This is a genomic window from Dysgonomonas sp. Marseille-P4677, from assembly GCF_016652235.1.
GTDB lineage: Bacteria > Bacteroidota > Bacteroidia > Bacteroidales > Dysgonomonadaceae > Dysgonomonas.
The window spans coordinates 14,014-28,869 of sequence record NZ_JAEPKU010000021.1 but is presented as its reverse complement, the minus strand read 5'-3'; the positions used below and the strand labels follow the sequence as shown (position 1 = coordinate 28,869).

The window sequence follows — 14,856 nt, the reverse complement described above, 5'->3', positions numbered from 1 at the left end:
AACATTATAATACTTTTAAACCCTTTTATCAGCTAAAATTGTATTTTTGTAAAATAAACAAATCTATCAACTATATTGACCCAAAAAAACTTTTATTAATTATGAATGCAATAGACTGGTCAAATTTGTCTTTTGGATATATAAAGACAGATTACAATGTAAGAAGTCACTACAAAGATGGCGTGTGGAGCACACCTACCGAAACAACATCTGAAAGTATCGACATCCATATGGCAGCAACTTGTCTCCATTACGGTCAGGAAGCATTCGAAGGGTTAAAAGCATTCAGAGGTAAAGACGGGAAAATACGTATATTCAGAATGAGAGACAATGCTCTGCGCATGCAATCTTCGTGTCATGGCATTATGATGGCCGAGCTTCCTGTCGAAGTATTTGAAGAAACTGTATTAAAAGCTGTAAAATTAAATGAACGCTTTGTTCCTCCTTATGGAAGCGGAGCTTCATTATATATACGACCTCTACTTCTAGGGGTGAGTCCACAGGTCGGAGTTAAACCTGCAAATGAATATTTATTCCTTGTATTTGTAACCCCTGTAGGCCCTTACTTTAAAGAAGGATTCAAGCCAACTCCTGTAGCCATTCTTCGTGGATACGACCGGGCCGCTCCACTAGGAACAGGGACAATAAAAATAGGTGGCAATTATGCAGCAAGTCTTGTTGCCGGCCATAAAGCACACGAAATGGGTTATTCTGCTGTTCTATATCTGGATGCTAGAGAAAAGAAGTATCTGGACGAGTGTGGACCAGCCAATTTTTTTGGAATAAAAAATAATACGTATATAACCCCACTCTCATCTTCAATTTTGCCATCAATAACCAACAAGAGTTTGATGCAGTTAGCTGAAGATATGGGAATGAAAATAGAGCGTAGACAAGTACCCGAAGAAGAACTTGCCACCTTTGAAGAAGCAGGACAAGTTGGTACTGCTGCCGTGATCAGCCCTATTCTAAGAGTAGATGATATAGATGAAAACAAATCGTATATTATATCTAAGGATGGTAATGCCGGTCCGATCAGTACAAAATTATATAATAAACTGAAAGGAATCCAACAGGGTGATGAACCTGATACTCACGGTTGGGTTACTATCGTAGAATAAAACATACCTACCCATAGGCATGAAAGAAGAAAGAAGAGAAATAAAGGATAAATCTATTGCTGATCCAGAAAAAAGAATGGTACTTCGTACCGAAAATCTGGTAAAACGATATAAATCCAGAACAGTTGTAAATCATGTATCTATAGACGTAAAGCAAGGTGAAATTGTGGGACTGCTAGGACCTAACGGAGCTGGTAAAACCACAACTTTCTATATGACTGTAGGGCTTGTAATGCCTAATGAAGGTAAAATCTTTCTCAACGAACAAGAAATAACTAAATTCCCTGTATATAAACGTGCGCAAAACGGGATTGGTTACCTGGCTCAGGAAGCGTCTATTTTCAGAAAAATGACAGTAGAAGATAACATCCGATCTGTCTTGGAGATGACCAAAACATCGCCAGCTTATCAAAAAGAAAAACTGGAAAGTCTTATTGATGAATTTGGTTTACATAAGGTAAGAAAAAACACAGGAGACCGACTCTCTGGTGGAGAAAGGCGACGAGCTGAAATAGCCCGATGTCTGGCTATCAACCCCAAGTTCATTATGCTGGATGAACCCTTTGCCGGAGTAGACCCTATTGCAGTACAAGATATTCAGGAAATTGTAGCTAAGTTAAAGTATAAAAATATAGGGATACTCATTACAGACCATAATGTGGACGAAACTCTGAGTATTACAGACCGGGCTTACTTACTATTCGAAGGTAAAGTTCTTTTCCAAGGTACAGCCGAAGAATTAGCTGATAACGAAATAGTTAGAGAGAAGTACCTGGGTCGTGATTTCCAACTAAAACGAAGAAACTTCGAACATCTAAAAAATTAGATAAAAGTAAAGGATAAGAAACAGGTGAAAGATGTTAACTCTTTCACCTGTTTCTGCTTTTATAAGTATACCTAGTAAAAAGAACGTTTTTTACACTATTTATCTAATTATATTAGAGATAAATAAATATTTTTTATCTACCTTTGCCTGCTATTATGGGACGATTTCTGGCATTGGATTATGGAACTAAAAGAACGGGGATTGCGGTATCTGATACACTCAAGATCATAGCTAACGGTTTAACGACAATTCCCACCCATACCCTTTTGGATTATCTGAAATCATATTTGGAGAGAGAAGAGGTAGAATGTATTGTCGTCGGGTTGCCTAAACAAATGAATAATGAATATTCTGAAAGCATGAAGCATATTCGTCCTTTTGTAAAAAAACTAAGCACCCTTTATCCAAATATCCAGATTGAATTATATGACGAACGGTTTACGTCAGCCTTAGCTCAAAAAACAATTATTGATGCAGGACTAAAGAAAAAAGACAGACAAAACAAAGCTCTTGTGGATGAAGTCAGCGCAGTTATCATTCTGCAAAGCTATATGGAAAGTCTACGATTACAAAACAAGTGAACAACAATTTATTATGATATTACCTATATATTTGTACGGTCAACCGGTGCTGCGCAAAGTAGCGCAAGACATCCCCAACGATTATCCTAATCTCAAAGAACTTATAGACAACATGTTTGAAACTATGTACAATGCTGATGGCATTGGACTGGCTGCACCTCAGATAGGTCGCGACATACGTCTTTTTGTTATCGACCTGGAAGTATTAGCTGAAGATGATCCTAAATATGCAGGATTTAAAAAAGTATTTATTAACCCACGCATAGTAGAATACACGGGGGAAATAGTAAAATTGGAAGAAGGCTGCCTCAGTATACCGGGAATTAACGAAAGTGTAGAGAGAGAGGAAAAAATCCGTATACAATACCTTGACGAAAATTTCGTAGCCCACGATGAAGTATACGACGATTTCTTCGCTCGTTGTATTCAGCATGAATATGACCATATAGAAGGGATTCTTTTCATAGATAAAATATCAGGTATACGTAAGCAACTAATTAAGAGCAAACTCAACAATCTTATAAAAGGACGTGTAAATTGTCGCTACAGAGTAAAATCTGTAGAAGGAAAAAACTAAGAAACAATAATAATGGTTTATGAAGAACATAAGATATATATATTTAATAATACTCTGTGTTATTGTTAGTCTTAGTTCGTGTGTAACAAACAAACAAACAGACTTACTACAAGACATAAAATTAAATCACCCTCAGCTTATAGTAAAAGCTGAAGAGTATAAAGTGATTCCCGGTGATCAGCTAAGTATTGTGGTCTACGCTTGGGATCCGGAAACAGCTAAAATGTTTTCGGGATATACCCCTCAATTTACTTACCAAGGCATGAATGAAAGCACTGGCGTAAGTGTAGGATCACAAATCAGAGGCTTGGAAAATACAAGAAATATCAGGCCAACAAACATATATGCCGATGGAACGATTAATTTTCCTTATATCGGGAAAATATATGTGCAAGGTCTTACTATGTTACAGATAAAAACAATACTCAGTAAAAAACTAAACGATTTTGCAGAAGGTACAATGGCTGACGTTACTCTTGCAAATAGATATTTTAGTGTACTGGGTGAAGCGGGAGCTAACAGGATAACAATGACCAGCACATCCATGACCATATATCAGGCTCTGGCTATTGCAACCAACATAGGACCTTACGGTGATAGGTCTAAGGTGACTATTATCCGTCAAAATGAAAACGGATCCATAACCAAGACATTTGACTTGAGGAGCAAAGAAATAATTGATACCGAATTTTATTACATACAACCAAATGATGTATTGTATGTGCCACAAACGAAAAGTAAATTCTTAGGTTCAACAACATCTTTCACTGGGATGTTTGGTTTGCTAACTTCAGTCGCTAGTGTTATAATAATAATACTCAGAGTTTTCTAATATGAAAAACATAATATACTTTCTGCTATCCGGCATATCTATGATTGGCTTATTCTCATCCTGCATTTCCAGTGAGGAGATTAATTATCTTCAGGCCATCAATAAACAATATCCTTTAGTGGATTATAAAGAATATAAGCTTAATGTAGGAGACATGATCTCTTGTGCTATTTCATCTAGCGATACAGAACTCGTTGCTACATTCAACACTGTATTATCAGACAATCAAAATATACTGAAAACGTATACTATATATGAAGATAGCACTGTTATTCTTCCATTTTTTGGTTCGGCTAAAATTGCAGGGCGTACTGTCCAAGAAGCCGAAACAATTATACAAAAAGTAATGCAGGAGTCGGTAAAAGATGTACAGGTAAAAGTGACTATGGCAAACAACTTTTTCTACATTTACGCAAACGACAAGAGAGGCTCTTATCAGGTATATAAAGATAATCTGACAATATATCAGGCATTGGCCATATCACAACAAACTACAGGAACTATGGATTTAACTAAAGTAACCATCCTTAGAAAAAATGCAGAAGGAGGTACTGACAAAAAAACATTTGATTTAAGGACTCAAGATGTTATACAATCGGAATATTATTATATACAACCGAATGATGTAATATATTTTCCGACTAATAAAAACTCGTTTTTCGACATAAGTTCTTTGAGTTCATTCACAACAACTCTGTTGATCCCTTTACAATTCCTACTATTTTCTATTCTTTATAATTTCTAACGAAAGGACTCCCAGACAATGGATATCAACATCAATAAAAAAACAGTAGATTCAGATCCTTATTTCGAAGAAGTTAAAGCAAAGACTAGTATCTCGTTCGACTTTGTTCTTTGGTTTTATAGAATATTGAAATATTGGTATCTTTTCGTAATATCAGTTGCCCTATTTCTAGCCTATGCTTATATTAAAAATAAGTCTTGGGTTCCTGTATTCTATGTACAGGCAATGATGATAATGGAGGATAAGAATACGGCAAGTATTGTAGCAGGAGCTGTTCCCACAGCGAGCCTTTTGCGTAATACCGAAAATCAGCAAATCGTACTAAAATCATATGGGCTAACCAAACGAACTGTAGAGAAACTACCATCTCATATGCGTGTCAATTACTTCAAAAAGACCCGTTTCAAAACCCTTAGCCTATACACCGATACTCCTATACAAATAGAGGTTATTGAGACCAAGCCGGAAGCATATTATTATTCATACGATTTTACATTCATTGACCAAAATAAATGTGAAATAAGCTATAAGGTAGATCCTGAAAAAGATGAAAAAATAAAGATTATAGCTCCGTTTAATGAAGAAATAGACTATAAATTCTTTAAAATAAAGTTACATAAGACATCAGCATTCGTTCCGGATATAAATGCATTCAAACCCGACCTTACAGAGTTTAGTTTCAATTTCTTATCCAACGACCAACTGATAGGCATGTATAATGGAAGAATAAACTCCGGTCCTCAGGGGGACAACTCGACCATTCTCTTAATATCTATGTCTGGAACTGATCCTGCAAGAGATATTGATTATATGAATACTTTGCTTAAAGAGTTTAAAGAATACAGTCTTTCTTTAAAAAATGAACAAGCTGAACTAACAATTGATTTCCTTGACAATCAGCTAAAACTGATTAACGACTCTCTCGATATATCACGCCTCAAACTTGAGAAGTTTCAGAAGGAGACTGGTGTATATGACGTTTCGTCCACATCTCTTAGAATTGATTTAGATAGTGCTAATAGAGAAAAAGATGCTTTAGCTCTAAAAGAAAAATCAATTTTAGTATTGACTGAAAGGATGAAGCAGACAATAATGGGTAGTGAAGACCTAATAGAACCCAACAGTTTGAATATCCATAATCCGAAGTTGACTGAGTATGTAATAGAATATAATTCGTTATTGGACAAAGCTAGGAATCTGGGCGCAAAAAATCCGATTTACAATAAGACCATCGATCAACTGAATGATTTAAGAAAAAAGATACTCACTGAAATTCAGGTACTTCAAATTAATTTACAAAATCAGAAAGACAATTTAGTACGAAAATACGGAGTACTGGAACTAAAGATAGAAAACCTGCCTCCACAAGAACGCGATTTGATAAAGTTTCAAAGAGAATACAGAGTCAACGAAATGTACCATCAATATTTGACCCAAAGGCAGTATGAAGCTAAAATACAAAAGGCTTCGAATACCTCTGATAACTCCATATGGGAGGAACCTCGTCAGCTTGGTGGCGCTATCAATGGCGGTGAGATTGGAAAAAACTATATGTATTTCTTTATATTGGGTCTGATAGTTCCATTAGCTTTTGTTATTATAAAAGAGGAATTATTGAACTTCTCAATTATGACAAAAGAAGAGTGTGAGAAAATATCCGGACTTCCTGTAATTGGAACGATAGAGAATGTATCAAAAAAACTTAGTAATGGAGTTGTATTGGTGAAGAACTATCCTAAATCAAGTTTCGCCGAATCGTTCCGTAATATGCGAGTCCGAATTGAATACATGGCTCAACGGGAAAACAAGATTACCGTTTTAGTAACTTCAACAGAACCTGCTGACGGTAAAACTTTTATAGCCACTAATATCGCATCTGTTTACCAATTAATGGGTAAGAAAGTTATAATCATAGACTTGGACTTAAGACGCCCATCGGTAGGAAAAACATTACAAATAGAGGCTCAAAAAGGAATCTCGAACTACCTTATTGGGCAAGTAAGCCTTGATGAGATAATCATATCTCACCCTGACTATGGATTCGATATTATTCCAGCCGGCACACTTCCTCCAAATCCGAGTGAGTTGATAAAAACAGCCAAAACAAGGCAAGTATTGGAGCACCTGAAAGAACTTTATGATTATGTAATTATCGACTGTAGCCCGGTAGGACTAGTTTCGGACGCTTATATATTATCTGAGATAGCAGATACTACTTTATTTGTAGTTCGCCGAGCTAAGACAAACAAATCATTCTTCAAAAGTGTAATAAGTCAATTAAAATATGACGGCGTTGAAGATATCGCATTGGTATTTAACGATGTAAAAGGACGTGAAGGGTATTATGGCACATCCCGCTATTATGGAGATAAAACTTATTACCTCAAAAAGAACTCCTACTACCACGATGATTATTTCGAAAACTAAAAAATATATTAAAAAGAGAGGCACAAAGAGTCTCTCTTCTTTTTTATTAATGTATTTTCATATATTTGCTGCTCAATGATTAATACAATCTATCGTGAAGAAATTTATTTTCTCAATACTGCTGTTACTAAGTAGTCTGTTTTCAAACGCCCAGATCAATACAGACCGTGTTATTTTAATAGGCCGTAATTCCCTATACTTCGAGGATTACGTATTAGCTATTCAGTATTTCAATCAGGCTATAAAGGCAAAACCATATTTAGCCGAGCCATATTTCTACCGAGCTATAGCTAAATATTATCTTGATGACTATAAGGGCACTGAAGATGATTGTACTTTGGCTTTGGAAAGAAATCCCTTCATGTCCAAAGCATATCAGTTACGCGCTGACGCCCGCCAAAACCAAAATAATTATGATGGAGCTCTCGAAGATTACAAAACGACATTAGAAGTATATCCTAATGACAAATTTGCACTTATCAATATGGGTATAGTAAATATTCAAAAAAAGGATTATGATGAAGCAGAAATATACCTTAACTCTCTTTTAAAGCTATACCCTACTTATACACAAGGGTTTCTAACAAGAGGTGCATTATTCCAAGAAAAAGGAGATACGGTTCAAGCGTTTGACAACTATAATCAAGCAATAAAATTGGATAAATATTTACCGCAATCTTATTCTATGCGAGGATTACTCCATTATTATAAGAAAGATTATGATGAAGCATTAAATGATCTGGACGAGGCTATTCGTTTAGATCCTCTTCAAACCGGTAATTATATCAACAGAGGGCTTATCCGATATTCAAAAAATGATTTACGTGGAGCAATGGCTGACTATGATAAAGTTATCGATCTTGATGCCAACAATATAATAGCACGATTCAACCGAGGATTACTTCGCTCGCAAGTGGGTGACGACAACCGTGCAATAGCCGACTTTGATGTTGTACTAAAATACGAGCCTAATAACTATATTGCTTATTTCAACAGATCTCTTATTAAAAACAATATTGGTGACTATGCCGGAGCATTGGATGACTTAAATGCTGTCCTAGCCGAATATCCTGAATTTTATCATGGATTTTATACACGTGCAGAAATCAAACGTCGTCAAAATGACCTGAAAGGGGCTGAACGAGACTTTAATTATGCCCGAAACGAGGAGACTCGTAAAAATAAAGAATTATTAGCAGGACAAACTGAAGAAAAATCGGATAAGGATAAAACAAGAGAAAAATCAGATAAAGACATCGATAAGTTTAACCTTCTTGTTGTTGCTGACAAAACTGAAGAAGAAAAGAGCAAATACAATAATGATACTAGAGGTAGAATTCAAAACAAACAAGTCAAACTTGATTTAGAGCCTCAATTCATTGTAACATATTACGAAAAACCTAACGATATCAGAAGATTCGTCTACTATAGCCAATTAATAGATGCTGTAAATAAAAAATCGATCATGAGCCGGAAACTTAGGATCACAAATAGCGAAGCATCTTTAAATGAGCTTCAAATACAAGAACATTTTAAATCTATTGACGACCTATCCAAAAGAATTGCAGATCAACCGGCAAATGCTGATTTATACTTTGCCCGAGCGATGGACTACATGTTAGTTCAGGATTTTACCAACTCAATTGAGGATTTTAGCAAAGCAATTGGCCTCGACCCTAAATTCACATTGGCTTACTTCAACCTTGCTGTGGTATATACTAAACAATTGAATTTAAAAGAGAACCTCCCTGAATATGAAAAGAAAAGCGAGATGACAGATCTGGCAACCTTAGGAGGTGTCAAAAAGGACAACTCTCTGCCATCAACAGCAACACTGATCGATCCGGGTAAAATGGAATATGATCTGATTATTAAAAACTATAATAAAGTAATAGAACTTAATCCTGAATTTATATATGCTTATTATAACAGAGCAGGAATCCGCTACAAACAAAACGATTTTCGTGCAGCTATACTTGACTATAATGAGGCATTAAGACGTGATCCGGAGTTTGCCGAAGCGTATTACAACAGAGGGCTTGCCCGTTTTCAGGTGAAAGATAAAAACCGAGCTTTAGATGATATGCGCAAAGCAGGAGAAATGGGAGTCGTGGAAGCATATAGCATAATTAAGCGTATGACAGAATAAACTCTCCAAAGATATCCTTTCAACCCTTCATTTCCGGTGGAGGGTTGTTTTTTTAAAGCAATAGTGATTGATGTTTATTATTTAAGCATACTACTATATATTAACTATTTACTAAAAATTTTATCTATACCTGAACTAGAGGTAATCACCCCAATAGTAGCAAAAAGTAACAACTTCCGGAAAGTATAAAATATGTAACCTTTGTCACCTTATTATTCGTAAAGGTAGAAAATTAAAGCAAATAGGAATATGAACGATATTAGGTTGCAAACTATGCAAAATAACTAACCCAATTAAATGATACTATTTAGCTGTATAATTATATAGAAAATCTAGCTTATAATATCATTTAGTCTATAAAAATTCATTATTTTTGCAAGTCAAAAAAGCAGCTTATTTGTAGGAGCTGCATAATATAAATAGAAATAAAATGATAAAAATTACATTTCCGGATGGTTCGGTGCGTGAGTTTGCTAAAGGAACCACATCGATGCAAATAGCAGAAAGTATTAGTTCGCGTCTGGCACAAGATGTGCTTGCAGCCAAAGTCAATGGACAAGTCTGGGATTTAACCAGACCGATCAATGACAATGCTACGATAGAACTTCTGAAATGGGAAGATGAGGATGGCAAACATGCCTATTGGCACTCTTCAGCTCACCTTATGGCTGAAGCTGTGCAAATACTTTACCCTCATGCCAAGTTTGGAATTGGTCCTGCTATCGAAAACGGATTTTATTACGATATAGACTTTGGTGACACTCCTGTAAAAGACGCAGATTTTCCTAAAATCGAAGCTAAAATGATGGAGTTGATCGCTAACAAAGAAGAAATCAAGCGTCAGGATATTTCTAAAACCGATGCACTGAAGATGTTCGATGATCGTAACGAAAATTATAAGGTAGAACTTATCAATGATCTTGAAGACGGTACTATCACTACATATACACAAGGTGTGTTCACCGATCTTTGTAGAGGGCCTCACTTACCTAATACATCATACATAAAGGCCGTAAAAATCCTTAGCGCCGCCGGTGCATATTGGCGTGGAGACGAAAAGCGCAAACAACTTACCCGTCTTTATGGCATTACTTTCCCAAAAAAGAAAATGCTTGATGAATATTTGGTTATGCTTGAAGAAGCAAAAAAACGTGACCATCGTAAAATAGGAAAAGAACTGGAACTCTTTGCTTTCTCCGAAAATGTAGGAAAAGGACTTCCTTTATGGCTTCCTCGCGGTACTCAGTTACGCTTAAAACTTGAAGATTTCTTAAAGAAAATTCAAAAGAAATTTGATTACCAACAGGTAATGACACCGCATATAGGTAGTAAAATACTATATGTAACTTCAGGGCATTATGAAAAATATGGGAAAGATTCGTTTCAACCTATTCATACACCGGAAGAAGGAGAAGAATTCTTATTAAAACCAATGAACTGCCCTCACCATTGTGAAATATATAAAATAATCCCTCGTTCATATAAAGACCTACCTTTGCGTCTCGCAGAATTTGGAACTGTTTACCGTTATGAACAAAGTGGGGAACTTCACGGTTTAACTAGAGTTCGTGGATTTACTCAAGACGATGCGCACATTTTCTGTACTCCGGAACAGTTGAAAACTGAGTTTTTAAAAGTAATGGATATTGTTTTCATAATCTTTAAAGCTCTTGACTTTGAAAATTTTGAAGCGCAGATTTCATTACGTGACCCTGAGAATCGTGAAAAATATATAGGCAGCGACGAAAACTGGGAGAAGGCAGAGCGCGCCATTATAGAAGCTTGTGAAGAAAAAGGCTTACCTGCAAAAGTAGAGCTTGGCGAAGCTGCTTTTTATGGCCCTAAACTTGACTTTATGGTGAAGGACGCATTAGGCCGTCGTTGGCAATTGGGAACAATACAGGTAGATTACAATCTCCCTGAACGTTTCGAACTTGAATACACCGGGGCTGATAATCAAAAACACCGCCCTGTAATGATTCACCGTGCCCCATTCGGTTCTATGGAACGCTTTATTGCCGTTTTGATAGAACATACAGCAGGTAAATTCCCGTTATGGCTGGCACCTGATCAGGTTGTAATATTACCAATCAGTGAAAAGTTTAATGATTATGCTGAACGTGTAGCAAAATACTTTAAACAGAACAACATTAGTGCCCAAGTCGATGACCGAAATGAAAAAATAGGACGAAAAATTCGAGATAATGAGTTAAAAAGAATTCCTTATTTGCTCATTGTAGGCGAGAAAGAAGCAGAAACAGAAGAAGTTTCGGTAAGAAAACAGGGCGAAGGTGATAAAGGTTCGATGAAATTTACTAACTTTGCTGCCCAATTGAATGATGAAATAGAAAAAATGATGAATGCATGGGAACATTAACCCCTGCTATTCTTCATTTATATTACTGAAAATATAATATTTAAATAAAAAAGATAAAGGAATTCTAACAGTTATTGAATGAGAAACAACAGATTTAATAATCGCAAAGAAGAGTTACACAAAATCAATGGAAATATTCGGGCTCGGGAAGTCCGTTTAGTCGGTGACAATGTAGAACAGGGTGTATACACTATAAACGAAGCCTTACGACTAGCTGATGACCTAGAACTTGATTTAGTTGAAATATCTCCAACAGCCGATCCTCCTGTTTGTAGAATCACTGATTATCAGAAGTTCCTTTATCAGCAGAAGAAGAAACAGAAAGAGGCTAAAGCCAAATCGGTAAAAGTTGTGGTTAAAGAAATCCGTTTCGGACCTCAAACCGATGATCATGATTTCAACTTCAAATTAAAGCACGCTAAAAGCTTTCTTGAAGAAGGTTCTAAATTGAAAGCCTATGTATTCTTTAAAGGACGTTCTATTCTTTTCAAAGAACAAGGAGAAGTCTTGTTGCTTCGTTTTGCGACTGAACTAGAAGATTACGGAAAAGTAGATCAACTTCCTGCATTGGAAGGAAAGAGAATGATCATGATGATGTCTCCTAAGAAATCTCCTGTAAAAGTAGCTCCAAAACCTAAAGAAACAGAAAAGAAGGTTATAGAGAAAAAGGAAGATAACAAAGAGGCGAAAAAGGAAGAAGAATAATCAATTTATATAATTGAATTCATTTTAAATAATTAAAATAAATAAACTGAGATGCCAAAAATGAAGACTAATTCCGGTGCCAAAAAGAGGTTCGCCCTTACCGGATCAGGAAAAATCAAAAGAAAACATGCTTTCAAAAGTCATATCTTGACTAAGAAAACAAAAAAACAAAAGAGAAATTTGACTCACACTAGCACCGTACACAAAGTGGACGAAAACGCAGTGAAAAAATTATTAGCTCTTAAGTAATCATTTGTTCTCAAAGAAGCAAGTTTAAAAGATTTATTAACCGGATGTATGCCCCAAAGAGTTCTTAAATTGAAGAACCGCTAACATTCAAAACATTGTAAATTATGCCTAGATCAGTCAATCATGTTGCGTCACGCAACCGCAGAAAAAAAGTATTAAAGCTAACAAGAGGTTACTACGGAGCCAGAAAAAATGTATGGACAGTAGCCAAAAACACATGGGAAAAAGGTCTTACCTATGCATTCCGTGACCGTCGTGCTAAAAAACGTAACTTCCGTGCACTTTGGATACAACGTATCAATGCAGCTGCACGTCTTGAAGGAATGTCTTATTCCCGCTTGATGGGCGCTCTTCACAAAAACGGAGTTGAAATCAACCGCAAAGTTCTAGCTGACCTTGCGATGAATCATCCTGAAGCGTTCAAAGCAATCGTAGATAAAGTGAAATAAATAAACTTTATTATATTAAAAAGGCCAAACTATATGTTTGGCCTTTTTAATTTTAAACCGGCATCATACAAAATGTAAAAACAATATATTTTTTAAAGCCACAAACTCTCTTTCTTAAATCAAAATTGATATATTTGTTTTCACTATTTAAATAAATGCCATGAAACGTATTATCCTTACTTTAACGATCTTATTATCTCTTTCTTCTATTACAGCTTTTGGTGGAAACAAAGGCAAGTGGAAACCTCTTTTCGGAACAAATCTTTCGGAAGCTAAATACAATCCTGATGTCTGGAGCGAGAAAGACGGAGTACTTGGTGCCATAAAGGATGAATCCATATGGAGTACTACCGAATATGAAAACTTTGAACTGGATCTCGAATTTAAAACAGACGAAGCAACTAATAGCGGAGTTGTGGTATATTGTACTGATATTAAAAATTGGATTCCAAATTCAGTTGAAATACAAATCGCAGACGACCATAGCGAACACTTTAAGAATGCCAAGCCATATGAAAAATGCGGTGCAATATATGGCCATTTAGGTGCAAAGAAAGATAAGGTAGTAAAGAAGCCCGGAGAATGGAACCGCATGCATATCAAATGTGCCGGACAACGTATTATCGTAACGCTAAATGGAAAAAAAGTTACAGATATGGATATGAGCAAATGGACATCAGGCACTAATAATCCTGATGGATCTAAAATACCGAGCTGGTTACCAAAACCATTTGCCGAATTACCAACAAAAGGCTTTATCGGTTTACAAGGAAAACACGGTAATTCGTTAATCTGGTTCCGCAACGTAAAGATTCGTCCTCTAAAATAATTATTTAATAGAGATATCTATTTTATATGAAGGGAGATGAATAGAAGTATCTCCCTTTCATTATTTTAGTGAATGTCCTTTTTATACTATTTCGTAAAGAACAATATATCTAATTTTATCTCTATTATATTGTCTAGACTTCTACATCGATGGAAACTTTTTCTTTTATTCTCCCTTCACCCCTGCTAAGCCCTTATATCAAACATTATTGGATATTGAAAATAAACGAAACTAACCCTATATCAGAAAGGATTATACCTACAGGTTTTATGCAACTGGTTTTCCATCGTGGCGATAAGATGAAATCCCTAACACACAACAAACTACAGCCACAATCATTTATATGTGGTCAATCGGACAGCTATACCAACTTAGAATCGACAGGAAAAGTAAATATGATTGTTGTTGTATTCCATCCATTTGGTGCAAAAACCTTTTTCCCGATGTCGATGAATGAGTTTTACGGAATGAATATATCCCTTAAAGACCTCGGAGATCAATCTTTAAAGGAACTCGAAGAACGTATACACGAAACGCCTGACAATTACGAAGCAATAAAATTGATAGAAGAATACTTAACCCCGCGCCTATATAGATTTGACAACTATAATTCCAAACGCATATCGAAAGTCATAGATTCTATCAACAGTAAGCATCAACCAAATATCACACAACTATCAAATATTGCTTGTCTCAGTTACAAGCAATTTAACCGTATCTTCACCGAATATGTAGGAGTAACCCCTAAAGAATTTACCCGAATCATCCGTTTCCAACGTACTTTATATATGTTACAACAAAATCCTAATATAGATATTATGCAAATAATTGTTGACTGTGGCTATTACGACCAATCACATCTTATAAAAGAATTTCGGAATTTCTCGGGTTACACACCCTTCGAATTTATAGCAATTTACGATCCTTACTCCGATTATTTCTCATAAAAAAATTATAGAATGTCCTTTTTCTACAAGATCAAGGTATTA

At 35.8% G+C, this 14,856-nt stretch carries 14 protein-coding genes; all 14 read left to right on the top strand.

The features are described 5' to 3' along the window. Positions 1 to 101 precede the first annotated feature (101 nt). The 14 genes from JGH11_RS06250 (at position 102) to JGH11_RS06185 (ending at position 14,814) form a co-directional block, all read left to right on the top strand. A complete protein-coding gene (locus JGH11_RS06250) occupies positions 102 to 1,121 on the top strand; it encodes a branched-chain amino acid aminotransferase (RefSeq protein ID WP_201110713.1) in 1,020 nt (339 codons plus the stop codon). A 19-nt stretch (positions 1,122 to 1,140) separates the two neighbouring features. Then, a complete protein-coding gene (gene lptB, locus JGH11_RS06245; protein WP_236263888.1) occupies positions 1,141 to 1,947 on the top strand; it encodes an LPS export ABC transporter ATP-binding protein in 807 nt (268 codons plus the stop codon). A gap of 155 nt (positions 1,948 to 2,102) precedes the next feature. Then, on the top strand, positions 2,103 to 2,528 hold the full coding sequence (gene ruvX, locus JGH11_RS06240; RefSeq protein ID WP_201110712.1) for a Holliday junction resolvase RuvX: 426 nt from the start codon (positions 2,103 to 2,105) through the stop codon (positions 2,526 to 2,528). A gap of 13 nt (positions 2,529 to 2,541) precedes the next feature. Then, positions 2,542 to 3,105, top strand: coding sequence for a peptide deformylase (gene def, locus JGH11_RS06235; RefSeq protein WP_201110711.1), 564 nt, complete (start codon positions 2,542 to 2,544; stop codon positions 3,103 to 3,105). A 19-nt stretch (positions 3,106 to 3,124) separates the two neighbouring features. Beyond that, positions 3,125 to 3,937, top strand: coding sequence for a polysaccharide biosynthesis/export family protein (locus JGH11_RS06230; RefSeq protein WP_201110710.1), 813 nt, complete (start codon positions 3,125 to 3,127; stop codon positions 3,935 to 3,937). Position 3,938: 1 nt separating this feature from the next. Further along, entirely contained in the window at positions 3,939 to 4,682 is a 744-nt protein-coding gene (locus JGH11_RS06225) for a polysaccharide biosynthesis/export family protein (RefSeq protein ID WP_201110709.1), read from the top strand. 18 nt (positions 4,683 to 4,700) lie between these two features. Then, positions 4,701 to 7,109: an exopolysaccharide transport family protein gene (locus JGH11_RS06220; RefSeq protein WP_201110708.1), complete on the top strand. Its 2,409-nt coding sequence runs from the start codon at positions 4,701 to 4,703 to the stop codon at positions 7,107 to 7,109. Positions 7,110 to 7,203: 94 nt separating this feature from the next. Continuing rightward, positions 7,204 to 9,258: a tetratricopeptide repeat protein gene (locus JGH11_RS06215; protein WP_201110707.1), complete on the top strand. Its 2,055-nt coding sequence runs from the start codon at positions 7,204 to 7,206 to the stop codon at positions 9,256 to 9,258. A gap of 430 nt (positions 9,259 to 9,688) precedes the next feature. After that, on the top strand, positions 9,689 to 11,635 hold the full coding sequence (thrS, locus tag JGH11_RS06210) for a threonine--tRNA ligase (RefSeq protein ID WP_201110706.1): 1,947 nt from the start codon (positions 9,689 to 9,691) through the stop codon (positions 11,633 to 11,635). Positions 11,636 to 11,713: 78 nt separating this feature from the next. Then, the gene (infC, locus tag JGH11_RS06205; RefSeq protein ID WP_201110705.1) at positions 11,714 to 12,340 is read left to right on the top strand and encodes a translation initiation factor IF-3; all 627 of its coding nucleotides are present in this window, start codon (positions 11,714 to 11,716) and stop codon (positions 12,338 to 12,340) included. A gap of 51 nt (positions 12,341 to 12,391) precedes the next feature. Next, positions 12,392 to 12,589: a 50S ribosomal protein L35 gene (gene rpmI / locus JGH11_RS06200; protein ID WP_201110704.1), complete on the top strand. Its 198-nt coding sequence runs from the start codon at positions 12,392 to 12,394 to the stop codon at positions 12,587 to 12,589. Between the two features lie 104 nt (positions 12,590 to 12,693). Beyond that, positions 12,694 to 13,038, top strand: a complete 345-nt coding sequence (gene rplT, locus JGH11_RS06195) for a 50S ribosomal protein L20 (RefSeq protein ID WP_006798843.1) — start codon at positions 12,694 to 12,696, stop codon at positions 13,036 to 13,038. Positions 13,039 to 13,198: 160 nt separating this feature from the next. Then, positions 13,199 to 13,867: a DUF1080 domain-containing protein gene (locus JGH11_RS06190; RefSeq protein WP_201110703.1), complete on the top strand. Its 669-nt coding sequence runs from the start codon at positions 13,199 to 13,201 to the stop codon at positions 13,865 to 13,867. Between the two features lie 149 nt (positions 13,868 to 14,016). Continuing rightward, positions 14,017 to 14,814, top strand: coding sequence for a helix-turn-helix domain-containing protein (locus JGH11_RS06185; protein WP_201110702.1), 798 nt, complete (start codon positions 14,017 to 14,019; stop codon positions 14,812 to 14,814). The last annotated feature ends 42 nt before the right edge of the window (positions 14,815 to 14,856 follow it).